This window comes from Microbulbifer mixtoriginis (SeqCode), from assembly GCF_052466695.1.
In genome coordinates this window covers 4,295,932-4,316,775 of record NZ_CP174285.1, presented here as the reverse complement: position 1 = coordinate 4,316,775, position 20,844 = coordinate 4,295,932, and the positions used below count along the sequence as shown (strand labels likewise).

Sequence of the window (20,844 nt, the reverse complement as noted above, 5' to 3'; positions counted from 1 at the left end):
TGCTGGCTATACTGTTTAATACGCAGCCAGGAGCGCAAAAATAAGCCTCCGGATGCGGCTTCTCTGAGCGGCTATGAGTAAAAAGACGTGCCTTCAGAGTTGTAACAGAACCACATTTCAGGAGAGAGCTTCCACCGTATCTGTCGGTTTTCCGGCGATCGGGCGGAGACGAGATCCACACCCCTGCGTGATGGCTAAGGCCTATTGCACAGCTGTGGGCAAAGTAAACCGGAATGGAAGTGGTTCAATCGTGACACAGATAGATACCTGCAATCGCCTTGCTATCGGCTTGATGTTTACAGCCACAGCACTGCTGTGTAACGGCGCCATTGCCGCAGATGACGCCACTGCGAATCCAGATCCGAAAGGCCCTCCCCAGGCCTTTATTGAAGCCGCCTCCAAACCGCTGAAAAAAAACCGAAGACAACTGCGCCCCTCAGAGGCTGTCGAATATTACCGTGAACGCATTGAAGATCTTGAAGCTGAGTATGGTGCCTATGGTATCGGTATTGATGAGCAGCTGCTGGGCCTGGCCACTGCACTGCAGAAAGCTGGAGCCCATGAGGAAGCCGCCACCGAATTCCGCCGTGCAATGTTAGTTAATAGAGTGAATGAGGGCCTCTATTCCCTCAGCCAGATACCGATGATTGAACGCTTAATAGAAAGCCAGATTGCGTTGAATCAATGGGAAGAAGCCAACGACAACCAACAGTATCTCTACTGGTTGCACGAAAAAAATTACGGTAAAAAAGATCCTCGGATGTTGCCTGTAATCAATAACCTGAGTCGCTGGCACCTACAGTCTTATGTTGAGAAGAAAGGTGAGACTCTGGTCGAGCACCTAATCAACGCCACCAAGCTCTACACCCTCGCAGTCGATATCATCAGCAAAAATTTTGGCTCCAACGATCTACGTCTTGTGGACGCACTACGCGGGCTGAAAGCAACGAATTACTATCTCGCCAATTACAAAGGAGAGGCCCAGGCGCCGCTCGTCGTCAATACCAGCTTTGGCGGCGGCCCCGATGTAAGTCAGCGCAGTATGGTAGACCACTATCGAATGAAGAGCTTCAATACTGGCAAAAAAGCGATTACCCGAATCGTTGATGTCTACCAGCGTAACCCTCAATCGCCCCCGGCCGCATCTGCAAAAGCAAAAGTCGAGTTGGGCGACTGGTATATGATGTTCAATAAATGGCATTCCGCGCGCCGCACTTATGGAGAGGCTTATAAATCTCTGTGGGACAATGGTGCCTCCAGCGATGAAATTGAGGATATTTTTGGTCGCCCGATCGCACTTCCTGCCCTGCCGATTTTGGAATCGGAAAGCAAAGCCCTGGCCAACTCACATATCACTGTTTCTTACGATGTCACTGCCTTTGGCAAAGCACGCAATATTAAAATCCTCAGAGCCTACCCATCCGATAAAGTACAGATTCGCTCCAAAGTCCGAAACATACTTAAACGCGCCAAATTCCGGCCGCGCTTTGAAGATGGTGAAGCGGTAGCAACACGCGGTATTGTTCAGCGCTTTGTTTTCGATTGAGTGATTCACTGAAAAGACACTGAGTGATGTGTTGTGGAGAGCGCGCAAATAATCAAATAACAACTACTTTTAAATTTCCACACCAGCCATTTTCCGGGCAGCCGGGGAGTCGCAGAATTGATCGCGCCCTCCCGGCATAACGCCAAGCCCTTCTAGGAGAAAAGAGATGACAACTCGGAAAGCGGTACGAAAAAGTCACCGCCAGGGCATTAGCTGGCACACTCTGTTCTCTGTCGTTGTACTGACTACAGTGATTACTGGATGTAAAAGCCAGCAAACCCAATCACAACCACCGGCGATGCCCTCTTCCAGCTCGCAATCTCAGTCTCAGAGCAGCGCCTCATCAAGCAGCAGTTCTAGCAGTAGTTCACAGAGCTCTAACCAGTCACAGTCCAGTAGCAGTGGTGGGCAACCCAGTAGTCGTTCTTCGAGCCAACCCAGCGCGAATATGCCAACGGCACAGCGAGAGTCCCAACAAAAGTCCGGAACAGCTTCCAGTGAAAATCAACGTTCCTCCCGTGAACCCTCAGCAGGTGATAGCATGCCGGAGGCAGATTCCCGCAATCGCTCTCCATCATCCCCTGTCTACACTGATTCACAGCAATCTCCGGATGAAAGACGTACGCCTCCAGATCCCTCTTCTAGCCAGGACGGCACCCCGCCGGATGAGATCGACTTCTCCGAGGAGGAGCAAACAGCTTCGGCTTCAAGTAGCTCCTCATCAAGTAGTTCTTCCTCGAACAGCTCCTCGTCGAGTAGTTCGGCCTCAAGTAGCAGTGCGTCCACCAACGGTCAACCCAGTAATGGCTCTACTCGCGCTGGCAGTGCGCCCAATGAAGTTCCCAGCACAGCCGCGGAGAGAGTCGCAGAGCTTGAGGGCCGCTTCGAATCCACCATGGTGAGCTACGACGGCATGATCCTGCGTGAACGGGACTATGTCCGTAACAGGCCTGGTTCCGCTTCAAAAGAGGGCGAGGAAGAGGCAATGGATGAAGCGCCACCGGGAGAATCACTGGAAGATCTCATTGAATCTGCGGAAGCCGAAATCCCCCCTCCACCCGGAAGCGGAGCACCCAGCGGCGGGGGCCCACAGCAAAACAATTCCAGCGGCCAGGTAACAGGCCCCGGTTTACCCACTAAGGGGCGCCAAGGGGAGTACAACCACAGCGGCTCACAGCCAGTGGTGCCTGCAGATATTCCCAGTGGTACCGATGACGATGTAGTGGCAAGACAAATTCGTGAAGCCGCCACACGGGAGACCGATCCTGAATTACGGGAAAAGCTCTGGGAAGAGTATCGAAAATATAAAAATGCGACGAAGTAGTTACAGAGGACGCATAGATGGCACTTTTAACTCGAAAAAACTATCGCTGTTTATTTACAGCTCGGCTCGCATTGATAACTGCTGGGTTACTGCTAGCACTACTTAGCGGATGTACCACAACCGAAGTACGAACTACTGCATTTACTCCCCTCACCATTGAGGACAAAAATATTGCGGAAGAGCGCCTGCTGGACGTCGGCGTTATCCAGTTCGATCCCGGTATAGACACTGTTGAAGTTGACGAAGACACCCTGGTCTTTCCCGAATTACGCCAGGCTGAGTCCCGCTTTATGGCAGTTACCCTGGCTGACTCATTGCAGTCCAGCCTGGGTTGGGGGGCAGTGAGAGTTATCCCATCTGCCCGCACCAATATTGATGTAACAGTTTCTGGAAAGATAATCCAATCCGATGGTGAAATTCTCACCATGGAAGTGACCGTTACCGATTCCCGTGGTCAACGCTGGTTTACCAAGGAATATTCGGAATACGCTTCTCACTACGCCTATGATCGTAAGCACCCTACTGAAGGAGATGCCTTTCAGGGAATCTATAACCGGGTTTCCAATGACATGTTGAATTATCGACAAGGGCTATCCAATCAACAGATTGCTGAAATCCGCACTATCTCTGAGATGCGCTTCGCCAGGAGCTTTTCCCCCGAAGCCTTTACGCGCTATCTGCAGCAAAGCCAAGAAGGTATTTATTACCTGAGCGCTCTACCTGCAGAAAATGATCCTATGTTGCAGCGAGTACGAAAAATCCGTGAGCGCGATTATCTATTTGTGGACACACTCCAGGAATACTACGGCACTTTTGCCAAAACTATGGAAGTACCCTACCAAGAGTGGCGAGCACGCAGCTATGAGGAAGTTCGGCAAATGCGCGAACTCAAGCGTAAAGCCCGCAACCACACCATCATGGGAGCCGCGGCCATTATCGGCGGTATTGCCGCAGCCGGTGCAGGAGGAGGCAGTGCCCAGGCTGCTGGACAGGTAGGTATTGGTGCTGGCGGTTATTTAATTAAGAGCGGCTTTGATCGTCGCGCAGATGCCAAGATGCATCTGGAAGCTCTGCAGGAATTGGGAGACTCCATGGAGGCTGAAGTCGAACCACAAATTGTCGAACTGGAAGATCGCACCGTCACCCTGAGCGGCACAGTAGAGAACCAATATCGTCAGTGGAGGGAAATCTTGAAAGAAATTTATGAAGCCGAAACAGCGTCTTCCGAAACCAGTATATGAAGTGCAGACCTTATCGAGGTAAACCGGTCAGATTTTAACCCTTAGCAAGCACCCAAGATCTTCACTGGGTAACTTAATAAAACGGCGGAATCACTATGCAGCACCGCAATAACACCAAGGAAGATTCAACTCCGATCGAGCCCGCAGAGTTTAGCTTTGGCGGTGAGGAAGCTCGCATCCCCAAGAAAACCAGCCCTAAAACTGACAAGCCGGAAAGGGAAAATTCATACTGGCCTTTTTTGCTGGGGGCAGTAATGCTCAGTGGCTTGGTAGGGGTTTTCTGGGGACTTCCCCAAGTTGTGCAAACTCCAAAATTACAAACCGATAAAACCGCTGTTGCCAAAACAATAAATGCACCCGAGGAAGATCCGGCACAGGCATCCCCCTATTCCGATGCTGAAATCATGCAGCAACGCAGGGATGTGCAAAAAATTCTGCAAGATATTCTCGCCCTTAAAGAGGAGCTACAAGAACGTCAGGTTGAGTTATGGGCATTCGAAGATTTCTACTCCGCTGAAGATCTAGCTCTAAAGGCTGATAGCCTTTATCGAAAAAGACAATTCATGCAAGCTCTGGAAAAATACCGGGAATCCTTACAAGCACTAGAGACATTGCGTGACAGTATTCCCGAGCGAATTGAGTTACATCTTAGCGAGGGTAAACGTGCTTTGGATATAGGGGATAAGGATTCTGCACTAGATGCATTTAATCTTGTACTTACTATCTCTAAAGATCACCCAAGAGGTCTCAAGGGGCTTGAGCGGACCGATAAATTACCCTCTGCCTGGTGGAGATATATTCAGGCAAAAGACGCCTACTCCGATTCCGACCTAGACCAAGCTAAGTCATCTCTTGAGCAATCACTCTCGGTTGACCCTGAGACTGTTGAAGCTCAAGCATTACTGGCAAAGGTTGAAATAGAAATCACTGAGAGAGACTACCAAAAGGCTATGTCTTCGGGCTACGCAGCGATTGCCGATAAAAATTACACATCCGCAAAACAATTCTTCAATCAAGCGCAAGCATTAAAGCCTACTGCTAAAGCACCGACCATCGGCCTACAACAGGCAAAAAATGGTATGGAGCGGGAGAAAATTAATAAACTACTGAGCTTGGCACGCTCACAGGAAAAAAAAGAAGATTGGCGTGATGCTCTTAAAAGTTATACGGCCTTGTTGAAAAAGGATAGTAGCCTGGTTGCTGCAGTTACGGGGAAGGCACGCTCTTCTGTCAGGGCCAAATTAGATGATCAGTTACAAGAATTACTCAAAGACCCCCTTACCCTTAGTGAAGGTAAGCGCAACCACTTTGCCCGCACTATCTTAGCCGATGCACGTAAAGTAAACAGTCAAACACCACGCTTAGTTCAGCAAATAGAAGACCTAGAAAATGCGCTTACCCAAGCTCTGATACCTCTACCCGTTCGTTTCAAATCCGATCGTAGTACCAGTGTCACGATTTACCATGTTGGACGACTGGGTAATTTTGACCAACGAGAAATCGCCTTAAAACCCGGTCGCTACACAGCCATTGGTACCCGCGATGGGTATCGGGATGTACGGCGTGAGTTCATTGTAAAACCCGGAAAACCTGTCACCGAAGTGGTCATTCAGTGCGCAGAGAAAGTAAACGGCGCTAATAATAGCTGAAGACAAGAACCCCTGAGCGAGATGAAAATCCAATAAAGAAGATATGCGCAAGGGGCAAATCCTAAGATGAATCAGAAGATTCATTCACAGGAAAAGAGGTGTTCTGTGACAAACGGCTCGCTGATCGCCAACCCTCCGGTGGCAGCGAGCTAAGCTTTATTTCACACAAAAAACATCCAACCCAGCCTTGGTACCCGATGCGCTTTGGCGCGTATTTCATCGGTACCAGATTATTGCGATAACTCCATAACGACACAGCAATAGGGAAGTGTAAATGGCAGTGAAAGAGGCGGTCTCAGTTCGCGATAATGAACCTGTAATCGATGACTCACCTCTCATCGAACCTATAGGTTTCACACCGGTTCAAGTCAGCTCTAACCGTGCTCGCCTGTTCCTGTCCAAGCGTGCACTGGTAGTAGCGGCCTGCCTGTTATTAAGTCTCTTGGCGCTGACCTACTTAGTCATCGCCCGCTCCCTCATATTTGAAACCGTGCCTAACAATGCAAAAGTCAATATTGATGGCTTTGCCCTGCCACTGGGAGATGGACATCTGGTGCTTCCCGGAAACTACAGTTACACCATCAGTGCAGATGGTTATTTATCCAAGAGTGGTGAGGTTGAAGTCGGCAGCGATGGGCACAGCCGCCATGCAGTGACCCTGGATAAGCTGCCAGGCCATCTGCAAGTTGAAACAGACCCCCCGGTTCCAGTCAAAATAATAATCAATGGCGGTGAAGTGCCCAATACAAACGGACTGGTGGAAAATATACGTCCAGGTTCCCTTCGGGTAACAATTCTCTCCGATCGTTATCTCCCCTATACCCAAGTAATCAAAGTCGAAGGGCTCGACAACACTCATCGCTTGCAAGCAAAACTTCGTCCAGCCTGGGCCAATATACGTATTAGTAGTAATCCCCCAGGTGCCACTGTCACCTCCAATGGAAAAACTCTTGGCACAACACCTCTCAATACAGAGCTGGTGCAAGGGGATAGGGTTGTCTCCATCTCCCTACCAGAACATAAAACTGTCGATGTCCCAATAGCAGTTACCGCCGGTGTGGACCAAGCCCTTCCCACGGTAAATCTGGGCCCAGCCGATGGACTATTACGAGTTGTTTCAATTCCCGAAGGCGCCAGTGTAACTGTTGATGGGGAGTTCCGCGGACACACTCCTCTTGAACTTGAATTGTCATCAGGAGAAGCTCATCGATTACGCTTTTTTAAAGAAGGTTACGCCTCTGTAGTACACACCATAGACCTTTCCGCCGGAATGGAACGGGATCTCAGCGTTAACTTAAACGCCGTGTACGGTAGGGTATTTGTAACGAGTGTACCCACTGATGCAGAGGTTTATATTGATGGGCAATATGCGGGTAAAAGCGGACAGTCATTCAACCTCCCAACAAAAAGTCACAAAATTGAAGTGAGGAAGAATGGCTACCAAGCATTTGATACCAGAGTAATCCCAAGCGACAAGCTGGAGCAGACGGTACGCGCAGTATTGTTGACCAAAGAGCAGGCTCGCTGGCAGCAGGTTCCGGCATCCTATCAACATGGCGCGAATGGAACCATGAAGTTAATGCGCCCCAATGCTGTATTCACTATGGGATCCTCACGACGTGAACAAGGGCGCCGTGCCAATGAGGTGATGCGCCAAGTCGCTCTCAATCGTCCTTTTTATATCGGAGCCACCGAAGTCACTAACGGAGAATTCAGACGCTTTAAACGTATGCATACCTCAAGGCATGTGAATGGAGTTAGCCTGGATAATGACAACCTGCCTGTCGTCAATGTCAGTTGGGCCGATGCGGCTTTATTTTGCAACTGGCTCAGTGAACGTGAAGGTCTTAACCCTGTATACCTAACCGAGCGCGGCAAAATAGTTGGGTTTGATTCAGCGGCAGATGGCTATCGTCTTCCCACAGAAGCCGAATGGGCCTGGTTGGCACGCTATGATAAGGGCACCATGCGTAAATACCCCTGGGGCAATGAACTACCTATCGGCGCCAACTCTGGTAACTATGCCGACAGCCACGCTGCCAAGCTGGTCCCGGCAGTATTACGTACCTATAGCGATCGCTATGCAGCCACAGCTCCCGTCGGCAGTTACAGTCCAAATCCTCTTGGTATATACGACTTGGGTGGCAATGTTTCTGAGTGGATTCACGACCTCTATACCATTGGTACCGGACTCTCATCGCGCCTGGAAGAAAATCCGATTGGCCCACAGGATGGCGACTACCATGTAATTCGCGGCTCCAGCTGGCGTCATTCAGGGTTAACCGAACTGCGTTTATCTTACCGTGATTATGGCGAAGCTCCCCGCAATGATATTGGATTTAGGGTCGCGCGCTGGATTAATTAAAGAAGGAGTGAAGATGTTCAGGATCATTTTAATACTCATCATTCTTTTACCCTCTTACTTATTTGCCCAAGAGAAAGAAGATACCAATGAGATAACCGTTGCTCAGGCGAACAAGGAAAAAACAGAAAAAAACAAACGCAAGGGCAATCGTTCAGATGATTACAAGTCTTCAGAAGAAATTTCTGAAGATTTATCTGTTTCCTATCCTGTGGATATTTAAAAGAGAAGCCGCCAAGGGCACCATCATGAAATTCAAATCCTCAGACTTTGTGTTCCAGATTTTTGCTCTGCTGGGATCTATTATCCTGGTTCACGCCATTTATGTTGCCATCATTCGCCCTAACGCAGATGCCTTGATAGAGGAACAGCTTGCACGGGAGGCAGCAGGAGAAACCTACGTTCAGCAACGTTCCATTTATATTGTGATGAAAGACTACGAGCAGGAAGCTTGCTTTGTACTGATGCTGTGGGCCATGGCAATCATGGGCCTAAAGGCACACCGCAGCATACGCGAGCGTAAACTGCTCGATAAAGCCCTTCTTAATATCAGCGAAGGCACACCTATATTACCCGAAGACACCCGCGACCTGTCCCGCCCCATACAAGCACTACCCGAAGAGGAACGAAGTTATCTCGTGCCAAGAGCACTACTCACCGCGCTACAAAGATTCGGTTCTACCAAAAATGTGGCTGCAGTTTCCAATTCCGTGAAAGAAGTGTGCGAAACAGAGGGCGATCGGCTCGACTCGGAATTAGCAATGGTGCGCTATATCACTTGGGCAATTCCCTCGATCGGGTTTATCGGAACCGTGCGCGGCATCGGCGAGGCACTGTCTCAAGCCCATAAAGCAGTAGAGGGTGATATTGCCGGGGTTACCGTAAGCCTTGGGGTCGCCTTCAACTCAACCTTCATTGCCCTGGTGATCAGCATTGTCATTATGTTTTTTACCCACCAGTTACAGCTTATGCAAGAAAGACTGGTCTTGGATACACAGAACTATTGCGATAACCGCCTGCTGAGATTTCTCAAAATCAGCTAGCCGAACTCAAAATTATCATCTCGGATATTCGCCGCGAGGAATACTCCATGGGACAAGGTGTCCTTGAAATCAATGACTGTGGTTTAAGAGTTTTTATCGATACCACGGAAGTTCTGGAAAGCCCCGGTATTGCGGTAATTGAACCGGGACGTATTCACATAGGCACCGCAGCGCAAATGCGTGCCCGCAGTCACCCCACCCAAGTCAACAACCAGTTTTGGCGAAGGCTGAGTTTAGAATCTTTAAAATCAACCAACCAGCGCTGCCGCCACCATGCCGATCTTGCCTACTGCCACTTACAAGAAATATCCGAACACTGTGATCTTCCCGAAGAACTGGTGCTAGCAGTACCAGGCAATTTTACCCGCGAGCAATTAGCGCTGTTACTCGGGATTATTAAAGAAAGCAATATGAATGTGGTTGGCCTGGTTGACTCTGCCAGTGCTGCTATTGGTGACTTGGCCCCCGCTGGATTGCAAATGCATGTAGAACTGCAACTACATCAAACTCTCGTTTCCCGTATTTCGGTGGATAACCAAGCCACCGTAAAATCATCGGAGAGTGTTGCAGATGCAGGCCTATGTCATTTTCAAGAGGCCTGGGCAAGAGTTTTCACGGATGCTTTCGTTATGCAGTGTCGTTTTGATCCACTGCACTCTGCAGAATCCGAACAGCAACTCTATGATTTGATGCCCCAGTGGGTCAGCCGCGCAATGAGTCAGGGAGAGGTTCTTGCAGAGTTAGATGATCGTACGGCAAAAATATCTTTGCGCCAACTTCAGGACGCTACAGCTCCTATTCTTTCCCGTGTTCGGGCAATGATTGAAAACCTTGCAGATAGTGGCAGTGTGAGCTTTATATCCCATCGCTGGGCAGAAATTCCCGGTGGTCTGCAGATAGCCCAGCGTATGCATCTTCTATCCAGGGACAGCACTGCCCAATCTATTAAGAATCGCTGGAAAGAGTTGCGCAGTACTGACTCTGCTTTGCGATTAGTGAGCAGTGTCAGAGCCGCCCCGGAAAGTGAAATCAGCCTACATTTAGAGGCACCTTCAGAAGCCGTAGCCACACATCTTTTATATGGCCATCGCGCCCTTGCCGCACAACAACCACTATTTGTTTTCTGGCACGAAGATAAATTTCAGGTTACTCCCACCCCTCCTGAGCACCCAGCAGCGACGGTTACCAACCATGCGGGGCGTCTTGCATTAAGAGTAGATGCGGGAATTCGTCTGATGCTTAACGGTGAGGAAATTGCAGCACCGGTTAACCTAAACGCCGGAGATAAGATCGGAATTGCAGATCGCCATGACGTCATAACTGCAATCAGTGTGGAACGCTATGAGACGTAAACAGCGTCGCTTTTCTACCTTCAGCTTATCTTTTCTAGACATTATGTCCTGTGGATTTGGTGCGGTTGCACTAATTTTTCTAATTATTAAGCATGGCTCCGATCACGAAATCGAAGTAGAAACTGAGGACTTGAGCGCTGAAGTCAACCTGCTACAGGAAGAGGTTGAAATTGGGGAGGAGCACCTTGTATTGGCACGCAACACCTTGGATATCGTCAGCGATGAACTCGCAGAGGCACAAGGACTTGCACGTCGTATACTCGAACAAATAGAGGAGGTAAAAGGCAATATTGCCGAAGTGGACAGTATTGATGAAAAGGAAGACATAAAAAGATTACAAGACAAACTCAAAAAATTAGAACAGGCCAAAAAGGACTTAGAGAAAGAAAATAAGAAGCTCGGTAACAATGTCCGCAAATATAGTGGAGATGGTGACCGTCAATACCTTACAGGGCTTCGACTTGGTGGTAATCGCATCCTGATTTTACTTGATGCCTCTGCTTCAATGCTCGGTGATGAACTTATCAAAGTTATTCGCGCCCGCAATATGTCATCAAGGGTTAAACGTCAGACAGAAAAATGGCGTCGGGCCATCAATACCGTTTCCTGGCTCACCGCCCAGTTACCACCAGACAGTCAGTACCAGATCTATACTTTCAATACATCTTTTCGCGCCGCAATCACCGGGACGGAAGATCGCTGGCTCAATGTAGATGATCGTGACCAGTTGGATAAAGCAATCAAACAATTGGATGAAATCGTGCCAGAAAATGGCACTAGTTTAGAAAGGGTATTCAATGCCATTCACGCCATGACACCTTTACCCGATAACATTATTTTGATCACCGATGGCCTGCCTACACAAGGTATGAAGCCACCCAGAAGTGCCACTGTCTCAGGTAGGGAACGCCGTAATTTATTCAAACGTGCGGTTAAAGTGCTTCCCAAGAATGTTCCGATCAATATCATTCTCACTCCAATGGAAGGCGACCCTTTCGCGGCCAGTGAATACTGGAAACTGGCCATGCAAACTCAAGGATCTTTTCTCGCCCCATCAAGGGATTGGCCATGATTGGTTCTTCAAAGAAAAAACGCCAAGAAGAATTCAGCATCTCCTTTCTCGATGTCATTTGCTGTGGATTTGGCGCTATTGTATTGCTGTTAATGATTGCCAAAACAGCCGAGCCCATTGTATTGGAAGAAGCGGAGATAGATCTGGAGGCTCAGGTTATAGAGCTTCAAGAACAAATCGCAGAAATTCGTGGTGAAACCACCGTCCTCAACCGGGACCTCAACGCCAAGCGCGAACAGATTGACATTGAGCGCAAGCGCATTGCCAATCTACGTGGAGAACTTCAAGCTCTGCAGGCCGTCTACGCCAGTAAAACGGAAGGACAAAGCCAGGAAGGCAAGTTGAAGGGTGAATTGACTATCGCTCTTCAGACGATGACCGAAGAAATGCGTCGCCTACTCGGCGAAAACTACCAGCGTAAAAATAATGTCATAGGTGGTATACCAGTCGACAGTGAATACATTCTTTTCATTATCGACACCTCCGGCAGTATGTTTAACTATGGTTGGGACCGCATGATGGCGGAAATGGTCAATACTTTAGACCTGTATCCCAACGTCAAAGGTATTCAGGTAATGAATGACATGGGGGATTACATGTTTTTCAATTACCGCAACAAGTGGATCCCCGATACCCCTGGACGTCGCCAGGCGATCCTCCAACGATTAAAAACATGGAACCCTTTCAGTAACTCTAGTCCTGTAGAGGGCATACAAAAAGCCGTGCGTAGTTTCTACGATCCCAGTAAAAAAATTAGCATCTATGTATTAGGTGATGAATTTACAGGGAAATCAATTCGCAATGTCATGTTGGCTGTGGATCGAGTCAATGCCCAACATGGAGAGGGTAAACGCAATATTCGCATCCACGCAGTAGGGTTCCCAATACAGTTTTCCAGGCCTCCGCATTTGCAAACTACCGGATTACGTTTTGCCGCGCTGATGAGAGAACTAACCTATCGTAATGGTGGCACTTTTGTTGGACTTAATGATTTTCGCTAGCTGATTGTTATCAGGAGTCATGCATGAAGCACAGGATAAAGGAGACACCCACATTTCACCTGGCGATTGTGGTTTTTCTCTCTCTAATTGTTACGGCCTGCTCCCATACGGTTCAGGTTGAAGGAAACTATCCCGCCCCTGTAGGTCATCAATTTCCACTCTCAGTGGGTATCTATCTGAGCGAGGATTTCAAAAATTATACCTATCAGGAGGATAGTGAGGACCGAGAGGAATGGAAAATAAATACTGGCAGAGCACAGGGAAATCTATTTGAAACAGTTCTCCGCTCTATGTTTGTCAATACTATCTCACTTTCTGAATACCCTAAAGATGTCCCCGCTAATGTTGAGCTTGTTATAGTTCCGGAAGTCCGTGAACTTCAGTTCACCATGCCCAGAGAAACAAGAGTCAATATTTTTGAGGTGTGGATCAAATATGATATGAACGCCTATGACTCCCAGGGAAACCAAGTTGCCAACTGGGTGATCACTGCTTACGGTAAAACACCAACCGCCTTTTTACAGTCCCAAGAGCAGGCCTTAACCCAGGCAATCAATATTGCTCTTCGCGATGCAGGTGCAACCTTATATACAGGTTTCGAAAAGGTTCCCGAGCTACAGGCATTTCTCTCTGGCAGGATTAGATCTGCGTCATTACAGGAATTTAAAGTAAAGTCCCCACAGGCTGAATAGAGGGTTTCATCGTGTTCAAGCCATTAATTGTTATATCCCTGCTCATCCTTAGCGGATGCACCACTGTAGTTATTGATGAATACAGACGTAGCGATGGTGAACTTGCGGCTGGGGATTCCGTGGTGATATTAGGGCGTCGCCATTCCAGTGATTACGAAACGGAACCCAATCTTATCGACTGTGTTGGCAGAGAATTACACAATCCTGAGATGGGGGTTAATATTATTCCCGAAAAAGAGTTTGTTGATCTTATGTATCCCTGGTTCGAGCCAAGAACCGCCCCCATGCATGTGCGTTCACTCGATCGCCTTATGGAAAACAAAGAGGTCCGTGAACGTATGGAGTCTTATGGGGTGAAATACATCGTCTGGATAGACGGCTCTACAGAAACCACTGCCAGTGCCGGCTCAATAAGCTGCACGATCAGTACTGGCGGAGCTGGTTGTTTCGGTTTCGGTACCTGGGATAAGGAATCTGATTATGAAGCATCAGTATGGGATTTTCGCGATCGAGAGCTGTCCGGAAAGCTGAGCGCAGATGCCAAAGGCACATCTTATATGCCCGCCATCGTAATACCAATCCCCCTGATCGCACGGGTACAAAACAATGCTTGTAAAGGGATGGCCGTGCAGCTACAGCAATTTTTGGTACCCGCAGCAGGCAGCAGTTCTTAAACAATAAATAAGCAGGGAGGCAGGGTTAATGCAAAATTTCTTTCGGTGGTACGTCTTTTTATTGGTCTTTGTATGTACTGCATGTGCTTTCAACCCGGCCACCAACCGACCCGATCTGGTCTTGATGTCCGAGGATAAAGAGATTTCTATCGGCAAAGAAATGCATGAAAAGCTGATCGAAAGCACCCCTATCTACCAGGATCCAGTACTCACCGCCTATGTTGACCACGTAGGGCAAAAAGTAGCGGCAGCCAGCGATAGGCCCGACATCAAGTATCACTTCACGATTATCGATAGCCAGGATATCAACGCTTTTGCCCTACCTGGAGGCTATGTATATATCAATCGCGGCCTGCTGACTTACCTTCACTCCGAAGCAGAAATGGCAGCTGTGCTCGCCCATGAGATAGGCCATATCACTGCACGCCATGCCGTTCGTCAAAAAACCGCTGCCACTGGTGCCAGTGCCGCATCAGTATTATCTGTATTGGTAACAGGTAGCCGGGTTGTTGGTGATGCAGCAAATCTCTGGAGTACTGCTGCGGTGAAAGGTTATGGGAGGGAAATGGAGTTGGAGGCAGACCGCTTTGGTGCGCAGTATATGTTCAAAGCCGGTTATGATCCCACCGCAATGCTCAATGTAATTGGCATACTAAAAGATCAGGAAATCTTCGCCCGCAGACGGGCGCGTGTGGAGGGTAAAAAACCGCAGACATATCATGGCGTTTTTTCTACTCACCCACGCAACGATATTCGTCTACAGGAAGTAGTCAAGGCCGCAGGTACCCTACCTGAAGAGAGCAAGGATGTTAAAGTAGCCTATTACCGTGAAAAAACTGATGGTCTTGTTTACGGTGATAATGCCAGGCAATCCAATAAAAATCGTTTTAATCATAAACGTTTAGGCTTCTCACTGCTGTTTCCTGATGGTTGGACAGTAGCCAATCAACGCTCCTCCATCGTAGGCACAGCTCCTGACCAATCAGCAACAATTACGATTAAGGTCGCTAAGCGTGAGGGGAATCAACCCGCAGATATGGCCTTGCGTGAGCAGTACGATTTACGCAAGCTGGAACAAGATGAAAAACTAAATCAATACCGACTAGAGGGACACACAGGTAAAGTCCCACCACTTGAAAAGAATAATATTGATCTAGATCGAGTTGCAATTATCTACTATGGCAGCCGTCAATTTATGCTGGAAGGTAAAGTGGCCAATGCATCATCGCAGAAAAAGGATGATCTTGAACATTATGACACACTATTTTTAACCAGTATTCGCAGTTTCAGACCCTTGCGGGAAACCGATATTGTAGAGAAGGATATAAGACGACTGCGCTACGTAAAAGCCACAGAAAAAACTACCTTTTCCTCCCTGGCACGACACATGGAAATTGGTGAATATGCTGAGGAACAGCTGCGACTTCTCAATGGTTATTATCCTCGGGGCGAACCAGAGCCCGGTGAATGGATCAAAATAATCCAGTAAAAAAGCTACCACCTTTCAATTATTCTTGGCATTTGTAGCAATATTCTGTATACCTGAGAAATACCGTATGGAAAATTAAATAATAACTTACGGAATTCACTATACGTGCAGAATTTTTCATTCTCCATAGAGACCCATTGGTCTACCTTACTCACAATTGAAGAACACTCTATACCAGTAACATCAGTGGTGTATGGATACTTTAATTAAGTGCATAGAAACATATTCACAACTTATGCACAGTACAATGTATTCTTTTTATTCTTCATTCATAGCAAGGCATAAATATCGATCCGCACAACCCTATATAGATCAAGTGCTAAAAACCATAATAATAGGAGCTTTAAATGAACGGCATGATGATGCAGTCACAACTTACCCTAACCGGTATCATGCAGCACACCTTGAGTAATTCACCCAATAGTGAAATTGTCTCCATTACTAAGGATAATCCTCAGTTTCGCTACACCTACAAAGAGGCCTTTAAACGCTCTGCCCAACTTGCCCAGGCCCTAGCCAGACTTGGAGCTAACAATGGAGATCGTATCGGCACTCTGGCCTGGAATGACCATCGTCATTTTGAACTCTACTATGCGACTTCCTGTAGCGGATTTGTTTGCCATACCATCAATCCACGCTTATTTCCTGAACAAATTCATTATATTGTCGAGCATGCCGAAGATCGCTGGCTGTTTATCGACCCAATGTTTGTTCCGCTTATTGAAAAAATGGTTGATAGACTCAACAGCGTAGAGGGTTTCATCGTTTTAACCGACAGGGCTCATATGCCCCAAAGCACTCTACATAATTACTATTGCTATGAAGAGCTTCTCGATAATCATTCTGGCGATTTCCACTGGCCGGAACTGAATGAGCAAAGTGCCGCCGCTCTCTGTTATACCTCCGGCACCACAGGGAACCCTAAGGGAGTCCTCTACTCTCACCGAGCAATGACACTGCACACCTACGGGGTACTAATGCCCGATGTCTTCGCCATACGCCGCGATGAAGCCATCCTTCCCGTAGTGCCCATGTTTCATGTTAATGCTTGGTCCATTCCCTACGCGGCACCTGCTGTTGGCGCTAAGTTAGTTTTACCAGGCCCTAAAATGGGTTGTGGTGAAACGCTTAGTAGACTTATACAACAAGAGTCAGTCACCATCGCCGCTGGCGTGCCCACCGTTTGGCTAGCACTTCTCAAATATTTGCGTGAAAGTGGAGAAAAGGTCTCTAGCTTGAACCGTGTGGTCGTCGGCGGCTCTGCCTGCCCTTGGAGTATCATGGAAGAGTTTGAAGAAAAGCATGGTGTCTATACCCATCATGCCTGGGGTATGACAGAGATGAGCCCACTTGGTACCTACAATGCCCGCATAGATGAATATTTACCTAAGAATGAAGCCAAGGCCCTGCGCCTGAAGCAGGGCCGTGCGGGGTTTGGAGTAGAAATGCGAATTGTAGACCCTCTCGGCAGCCCCCTTCCTCACGATGGTATTGCTTTTGGCACACTACAGGTAAGAGGCCCTTGGGTTTGCGAACGCTACTATAAAGCCGAAGAGTCTGCGCTCACGGTGGACGGATGGTTTGATACCGGCGATGTGGCCACTATAGACTCTTTAGGCTTTCTGACCATCACCGACCGAACCAAGGATGTGATTAAATCTGGGGGAGAATGGATATCTTCCATTGAGCTTGAAAATTTCGCTATAACCCTTGATGGAGTTGCCGAGGCAGCAGTTATAGGTGTCGCTCATGAAAAATGGGCCGAACGGCCACTATTGATCGTGGTGCCAGAGACCGACGAAAAGCTCGAAGCCAAACAGATTCTCGCCGCTTTTCACGGACGCTTCGCAAAATGGTGGATTCCTGATGACTGTATCATCACCTCAGAAATCCCCCATACCGCTACGGGAAAAATTAGCAAGAAAGACTTGCGGCAGCAATTTGCACAACACCTCTGGCCTCAAGAAGTATCAGTATAAATTGCCATCAGAAAGGCAAGCGTCTTACAACCAGTTCAACCGGGCAATAAGCCCGGTTTGCCACTTGAAACCGTTGAGCAAATCTAAATGCCCTATGGTTCACACTATATTTAACCACTTTAGCATTGATATATCTCTGTCATATTCTTTTGCTAGAAAGCTTCCCACACTTATTTGGGATCTCTTACAAATGTTCAAAAGAATTCTGTCTACCTTATTACTCATTGGCTCTGCCAGTGCAAATATCACCTGTGCTGAAAACAGTACCGCTGGAGCCGAATCCCCCTTGGTTATTGCTCATCGTGGTGCCTCTGCTTACTTACCAGAGCACACTCTCGAAGCAAAGGCCATGGCCTATGCTATGCGACCAGATTATATTGAGCAGGATCTGGTTCTTAGCAAAGATAATCACCTGATCGTGATGCATGATATCTACCTCGATAGCACCACCAATGTTGCAGAGATATTTCCTGGACGAGCTCGTGAAGATGGGCATTACTACACTATCGATTTCACGCTGGAAGAATTAAAAAAGCTCCGTGTTAGCGAAGCTTTCTCAATAGGCGAGGATGGGCCTCAGGCAAAATATCCGCATCGCTTCCCCCTATGGAAATCCAGTTTTCAACTATCCACTTTCGAAGAAGAAATAGAACTCATCCAGGGTTTAAATAAATCCCTTGGATATGAAATTGGTATTTATCCAGAAATAAAAAAACCATACTTCCACCACTGGGAAGGAAAAGATATCGCCACAATCGCTTTGCAAAAACTTAAGGAATACGGCTATAGCGACAAACAACAAAAAGTTTTTTTACAGTGCTTCGATGCAGAAGAGTTACAACGTATCAAGTTTGAACTAATGCCCGCCATGGGGATGGATCTTTCCCTCGTTCAGCTTATTGCTGCAACCAGCTGGGGGGAAAAACTGATTGAGATTGATGGCATAATTCAAAATTATGATTACGATTGGATGCTGGAGCCTGGAGGCATGCGCAAAATCACCAGCTATGCCGATGGCATCGGCCCTTGGTACCCCATGTTAATAGAAGTTGAGGATGGTAAGCCAAGGGCCAATAATATCGTCCGCCGTGCCCATCGCAGGGATCTCCAAGTTCACCCCTATACTTTTCGTGCCGACCCGGAGAAGCTTCCAGAGGAATTCGATAGTTTTAACCAATTCCTCCACTTTGCCGCCTACCAACTGCGCGTCGATGGAATTTTTACTGACCAGCCCGATCAAGCTGTCAATTACCTTTCTCGCCCTCACCATAGAAAACGCAGATATTAAGCAAACAAAAAAGTGGCCGCATCAGCGGCCACTTTTTTAATCGAACTTTGAGAAATCTGCAGGGCGCTTCTCCATAAAGGCAGTAGCCGCCTCTTTAAACTCCTCAGAAGTGAGGCGGTCCTGGAAATGGCGACCCTCCTCCTGAATAATCTCCAAACCCTTTTCCTGGGTTGCGCGACGCAATAACTGCTTGGAAAGCCGCACGGCAGCCGGTGCCTTCGCCGCTAGCTCAGCGGCCACCTCTCGGGCCCGAACAATCGCCTGCTCCGGCTCCACCGCCGCATTACAGATACCGATCTCCACAGCTTCCTGAGCACTAAACTTTTTGCCCAATAGCAATAATTCCGATGCTTTTGCGTGGCCGGCAATACGAGGCAATAAGTAACTGGAACCATACTCAGGGCATAACCCCAGGTTGACAAACGGCATTTGGAACAGGGCATCATGTCCGGCAAATGACAGATCACAGTGCAACAGCATAGTGGTACCGATACCCACTGCAGGGCCATTCACTGCTGCAACCACTGGCTTGGGAAAGTTGTAAAGTGCGCTCATAAACTGGAATACCGGAGACTCCTCACCCTCTGCAGAGCCACCGAGAAAATCTGTCAAATCGTTGCCACTGGTAAAAATGCCCTCGGCACCAGTGAGAATAACTACGCGGATTTCACTATTATTGACTGCACTATTGAGCAACTCTGCCATGGCAGTATACATAGCCATAGTCAGTGCATTTTTGCGCTCAGGGCGATTGATGGTTATTTCCAGGATACGCTCGTTTACCTGGGCCTGAATTTCCGCACATGCGCTTTGCATAATGTTCTCCGGGTTCGAATCATTTAAGACTGATAGACAGCCGCAGCGGCCAAAAAAACAGAGCTGTGAGTAAACGCAGAGCTTCTGATAGTGCTTCCGGAATACTAATAGGATCTTGGCCTAAGTGTGCAACCACAAATAAACAGATTTCCGTTGATTAGCGCGAAATTTCTATGCCTTTCCCAAGGGAAACCACTTTTATCTTATTAGTTAGCACAAAAGGCTTGATAACCGGGTGTATAGCCGCGAGCCGCCTTTGACAGGCGATTCATATTAACGACTATAAGCCCAGAGGCGAGTTCATAACCAACCACATTCGTTGACGGGAATAACCCGGTGGCTCATAGATCACCGAGCTATTCTTTCAGGGCACTTGTTAGGGCTTTAGCGCGGACTCTCTACGCAGAGGCTGGCACATACAGTGAACACCACCACCTCCGGGAGTAATCATGGAGATATCCGGATCAATTACCTCAAGACCATGGGCCCGACACTTCTCCGCGAGGCCAGTATTGGCTTTGGGTAGCATCACTCGATCATTCCCCAGGGCCACCACATTAACTCCCAGTTCCAGTACTTGCGGGAAAGGAATATCGATAATCTCTATATTGCGACTCTTAAACCACTGCACCAGCTCCGGCTCGACGGCATCAACACAGATGGCCGCAAGCTTTTCCGCCAGCATTGCCACCATAACATCGATATGCAGGAAGAAGGGGTCAAACTGGTAGCCCTTTACCTCCCAACCCTCCTTCTCTACCCAGCTCTTCATCTGCGCAAAGCCCTGAGGACTGGTGCGCTCACCAGAATAACCGCACAGAATCACTCCCGGCTCAAGCACCATAAAGTCACCACCTTCCAGAGAGCCGGCGGTGATGACATCATAAATGGGGATATCCAGTTCCGCATACTTCTTAACGATAGGGGCCCACTCCCCCCGGCGCCAAGGGCTAAACATTTGCGTAACAATAGGTCCCCAGGGCGTCATTACCGAAGAATCACGTCCGTAGATCTGATAGGGCAAGCTGCTGTCTGCCGGAATCAAATGGGTAGTCACTCCCGCATGGCGATAGGCATCCAGCATTTCTTTATGCTGCATCTCAGCCACTTTGTGATCGAACTGCATGCCTAAGCGTTCAGCTCGGCGTGCACTGGCATTTCCCGTGCGCCAGCTGAAGTTATCCACCGGCCCGATGAGTACATCGCGCAATACGCCGTACTCCGAGTCCATTCCCCAGTTAGTCAGTGGAGCTGTACCACCGTTATCCTTGCGGTACTTCAAGGTAAATTCACTCATGATCAACCTAAATCTATTG

Annotated in this window: 17 protein-coding genes; 15 read left to right on the top strand and 2 right to left on the bottom strand. The window is 48.2% G+C overall.

The annotated features are described in order from the left end of the window. Positions 1-250 precede the first annotated feature (250 nt). The 15 genes from ACJJI0_RS18855 (at position 251) to glpQ (ending at position 18,712) form a co-directional block, all read left to right on the top strand. Positions 251-1,546: a tetratricopeptide repeat protein gene (locus ACJJI0_RS18855; RefSeq protein ID WP_252084577.1), complete on the top strand. Its 1,296-nt coding sequence runs from the start codon at positions 251-253 to the stop codon at positions 1,544-1,546. A 166-nt stretch (positions 1,547-1,712) separates the two neighbouring features. Continuing rightward, on the top strand, positions 1,713-2,870 hold the full coding sequence (locus ACJJI0_RS18850) for a hypothetical protein (protein WP_444883771.1): 1,158 nt from the start codon (positions 1,713-1,715) through the stop codon (positions 2,868-2,870). Between the two features lie 17 nt (positions 2,871-2,887). After that, on the top strand, positions 2,888-4,111 hold the full coding sequence (locus ACJJI0_RS18845) for a hypothetical protein (protein ID WP_444883770.1): 1,224 nt from the start codon (positions 2,888-2,890) through the stop codon (positions 4,109-4,111). A gap of 95 nt (positions 4,112-4,206) precedes the next feature. Continuing rightward, positions 4,207-5,760, top strand: a complete 1,554-nt coding sequence (locus ACJJI0_RS18840; RefSeq protein WP_444883769.1) for a tetratricopeptide repeat protein — start codon at positions 4,207-4,209, stop codon at positions 5,758-5,760. 274 nt (positions 5,761-6,034) lie between these two features. After that, on the top strand, positions 6,035-8,125 hold the full coding sequence (locus tag ACJJI0_RS18835) for a PEGA domain-containing protein (RefSeq protein WP_444883768.1): 2,091 nt from the start codon (positions 6,035-6,037) through the stop codon (positions 8,123-8,125). A gap of 13 nt (positions 8,126-8,138) precedes the next feature. After that, positions 8,139-8,345 (top strand): hypothetical protein, encoded by a 207-nt coding sequence (locus ACJJI0_RS18830; RefSeq protein WP_444883767.1) that lies wholly within the window; start codon positions 8,139-8,141, stop codon positions 8,343-8,345. Between the two features lie 25 nt (positions 8,346-8,370). Continuing rightward, positions 8,371-9,165: a MotA/TolQ/ExbB proton channel family protein gene (locus ACJJI0_RS18825; RefSeq protein WP_252084571.1), complete on the top strand. Its 795-nt coding sequence runs from the start codon at positions 8,371-8,373 to the stop codon at positions 9,163-9,165. Positions 9,166-9,212: 47 nt separating this feature from the next. Further along, positions 9,213-10,517 (top strand): hypothetical protein, encoded by a 1,305-nt coding sequence (locus ACJJI0_RS18820; protein ID WP_444883766.1) that lies wholly within the window; start codon positions 9,213-9,215, stop codon positions 10,515-10,517. Beyond that, positions 10,507-11,589 (top strand): VWA domain-containing protein, encoded by a 1,083-nt coding sequence (locus tag ACJJI0_RS18815; RefSeq protein ID WP_444883765.1) that lies wholly within the window; start codon positions 10,507-10,509, stop codon positions 11,587-11,589. The genes ACJJI0_RS18820 and ACJJI0_RS18815 overlap by 11 nt, the downstream gene beginning before the upstream one ends. After that, positions 11,586-12,590, top strand: a complete 1,005-nt coding sequence (locus ACJJI0_RS18810; protein ID WP_252084568.1) for a VWA domain-containing protein — start codon at positions 11,586-11,588, stop codon at positions 12,588-12,590. Before ACJJI0_RS18815 ends, ACJJI0_RS18810 begins: the two co-directional genes overlap by 4 nt. A gap of 23 nt (positions 12,591-12,613) precedes the next feature. Further along, complete coding sequence (locus ACJJI0_RS18805) at positions 12,614-13,282, top strand: hypothetical protein (protein WP_444883764.1); 669 nt, start codon at positions 12,614-12,616, stop codon at positions 13,280-13,282. 11 nt (positions 13,283-13,293) lie between these two features. Next, a complete protein-coding gene (locus ACJJI0_RS18800) occupies positions 13,294-13,956 on the top strand; it encodes a hypothetical protein (protein WP_252084566.1) in 663 nt (220 codons plus the stop codon). Between the two features lie 28 nt (positions 13,957-13,984). Then, the gene (locus ACJJI0_RS18795; protein ID WP_444883763.1) at positions 13,985-15,445 is read left to right on the top strand and encodes a M48 family metalloprotease; all 1,461 of its coding nucleotides are present in this window, start codon (positions 13,985-13,987) and stop codon (positions 15,443-15,445) included. A 347-nt stretch (positions 15,446-15,792) separates the two neighbouring features. Continuing rightward, positions 15,793-17,424 carry a long-chain-fatty-acid--CoA ligase gene (locus ACJJI0_RS18790; protein ID WP_444883762.1) on the top strand — a complete coding sequence of 544 codons (1,632 nt, stop codon included), beginning with the start codon at positions 15,793-15,795 and terminating at the stop codon, positions 17,422-17,424. Between the two features lie 190 nt (positions 17,425-17,614). Next, positions 17,615-18,712, top strand: coding sequence for a glycerophosphodiester phosphodiesterase (glpQ, locus tag ACJJI0_RS18785; protein ID WP_252084562.1), 1,098 nt, complete (start codon positions 17,615-17,617; stop codon positions 18,710-18,712). A gap of 36 nt (positions 18,713-18,748) precedes the next feature. Here glpQ and ACJJI0_RS18780 read toward each other — a convergent pair whose 3' ends face one another. Both ACJJI0_RS18780 and ACJJI0_RS18775 read right to left on the bottom strand, forming a co-directional pair. After that, positions 18,749-19,528: an enoyl-CoA hydratase gene (locus tag ACJJI0_RS18780; protein ID WP_252084561.1), complete on the bottom strand. Its 780-nt coding sequence runs from the start codon at positions 19,526-19,528 to the stop codon at positions 18,749-18,751. Between the two features lie 376 nt (positions 19,529-19,904). Next, positions 19,905-20,825, bottom strand: coding sequence for a dimethylarginine dimethylaminohydrolase family protein (locus ACJJI0_RS18775; RefSeq protein ID WP_252084560.1), 921 nt, complete (start codon positions 20,823-20,825; stop codon positions 19,905-19,907). Positions 20,826-20,844: the final 19 nt, after the last annotated feature.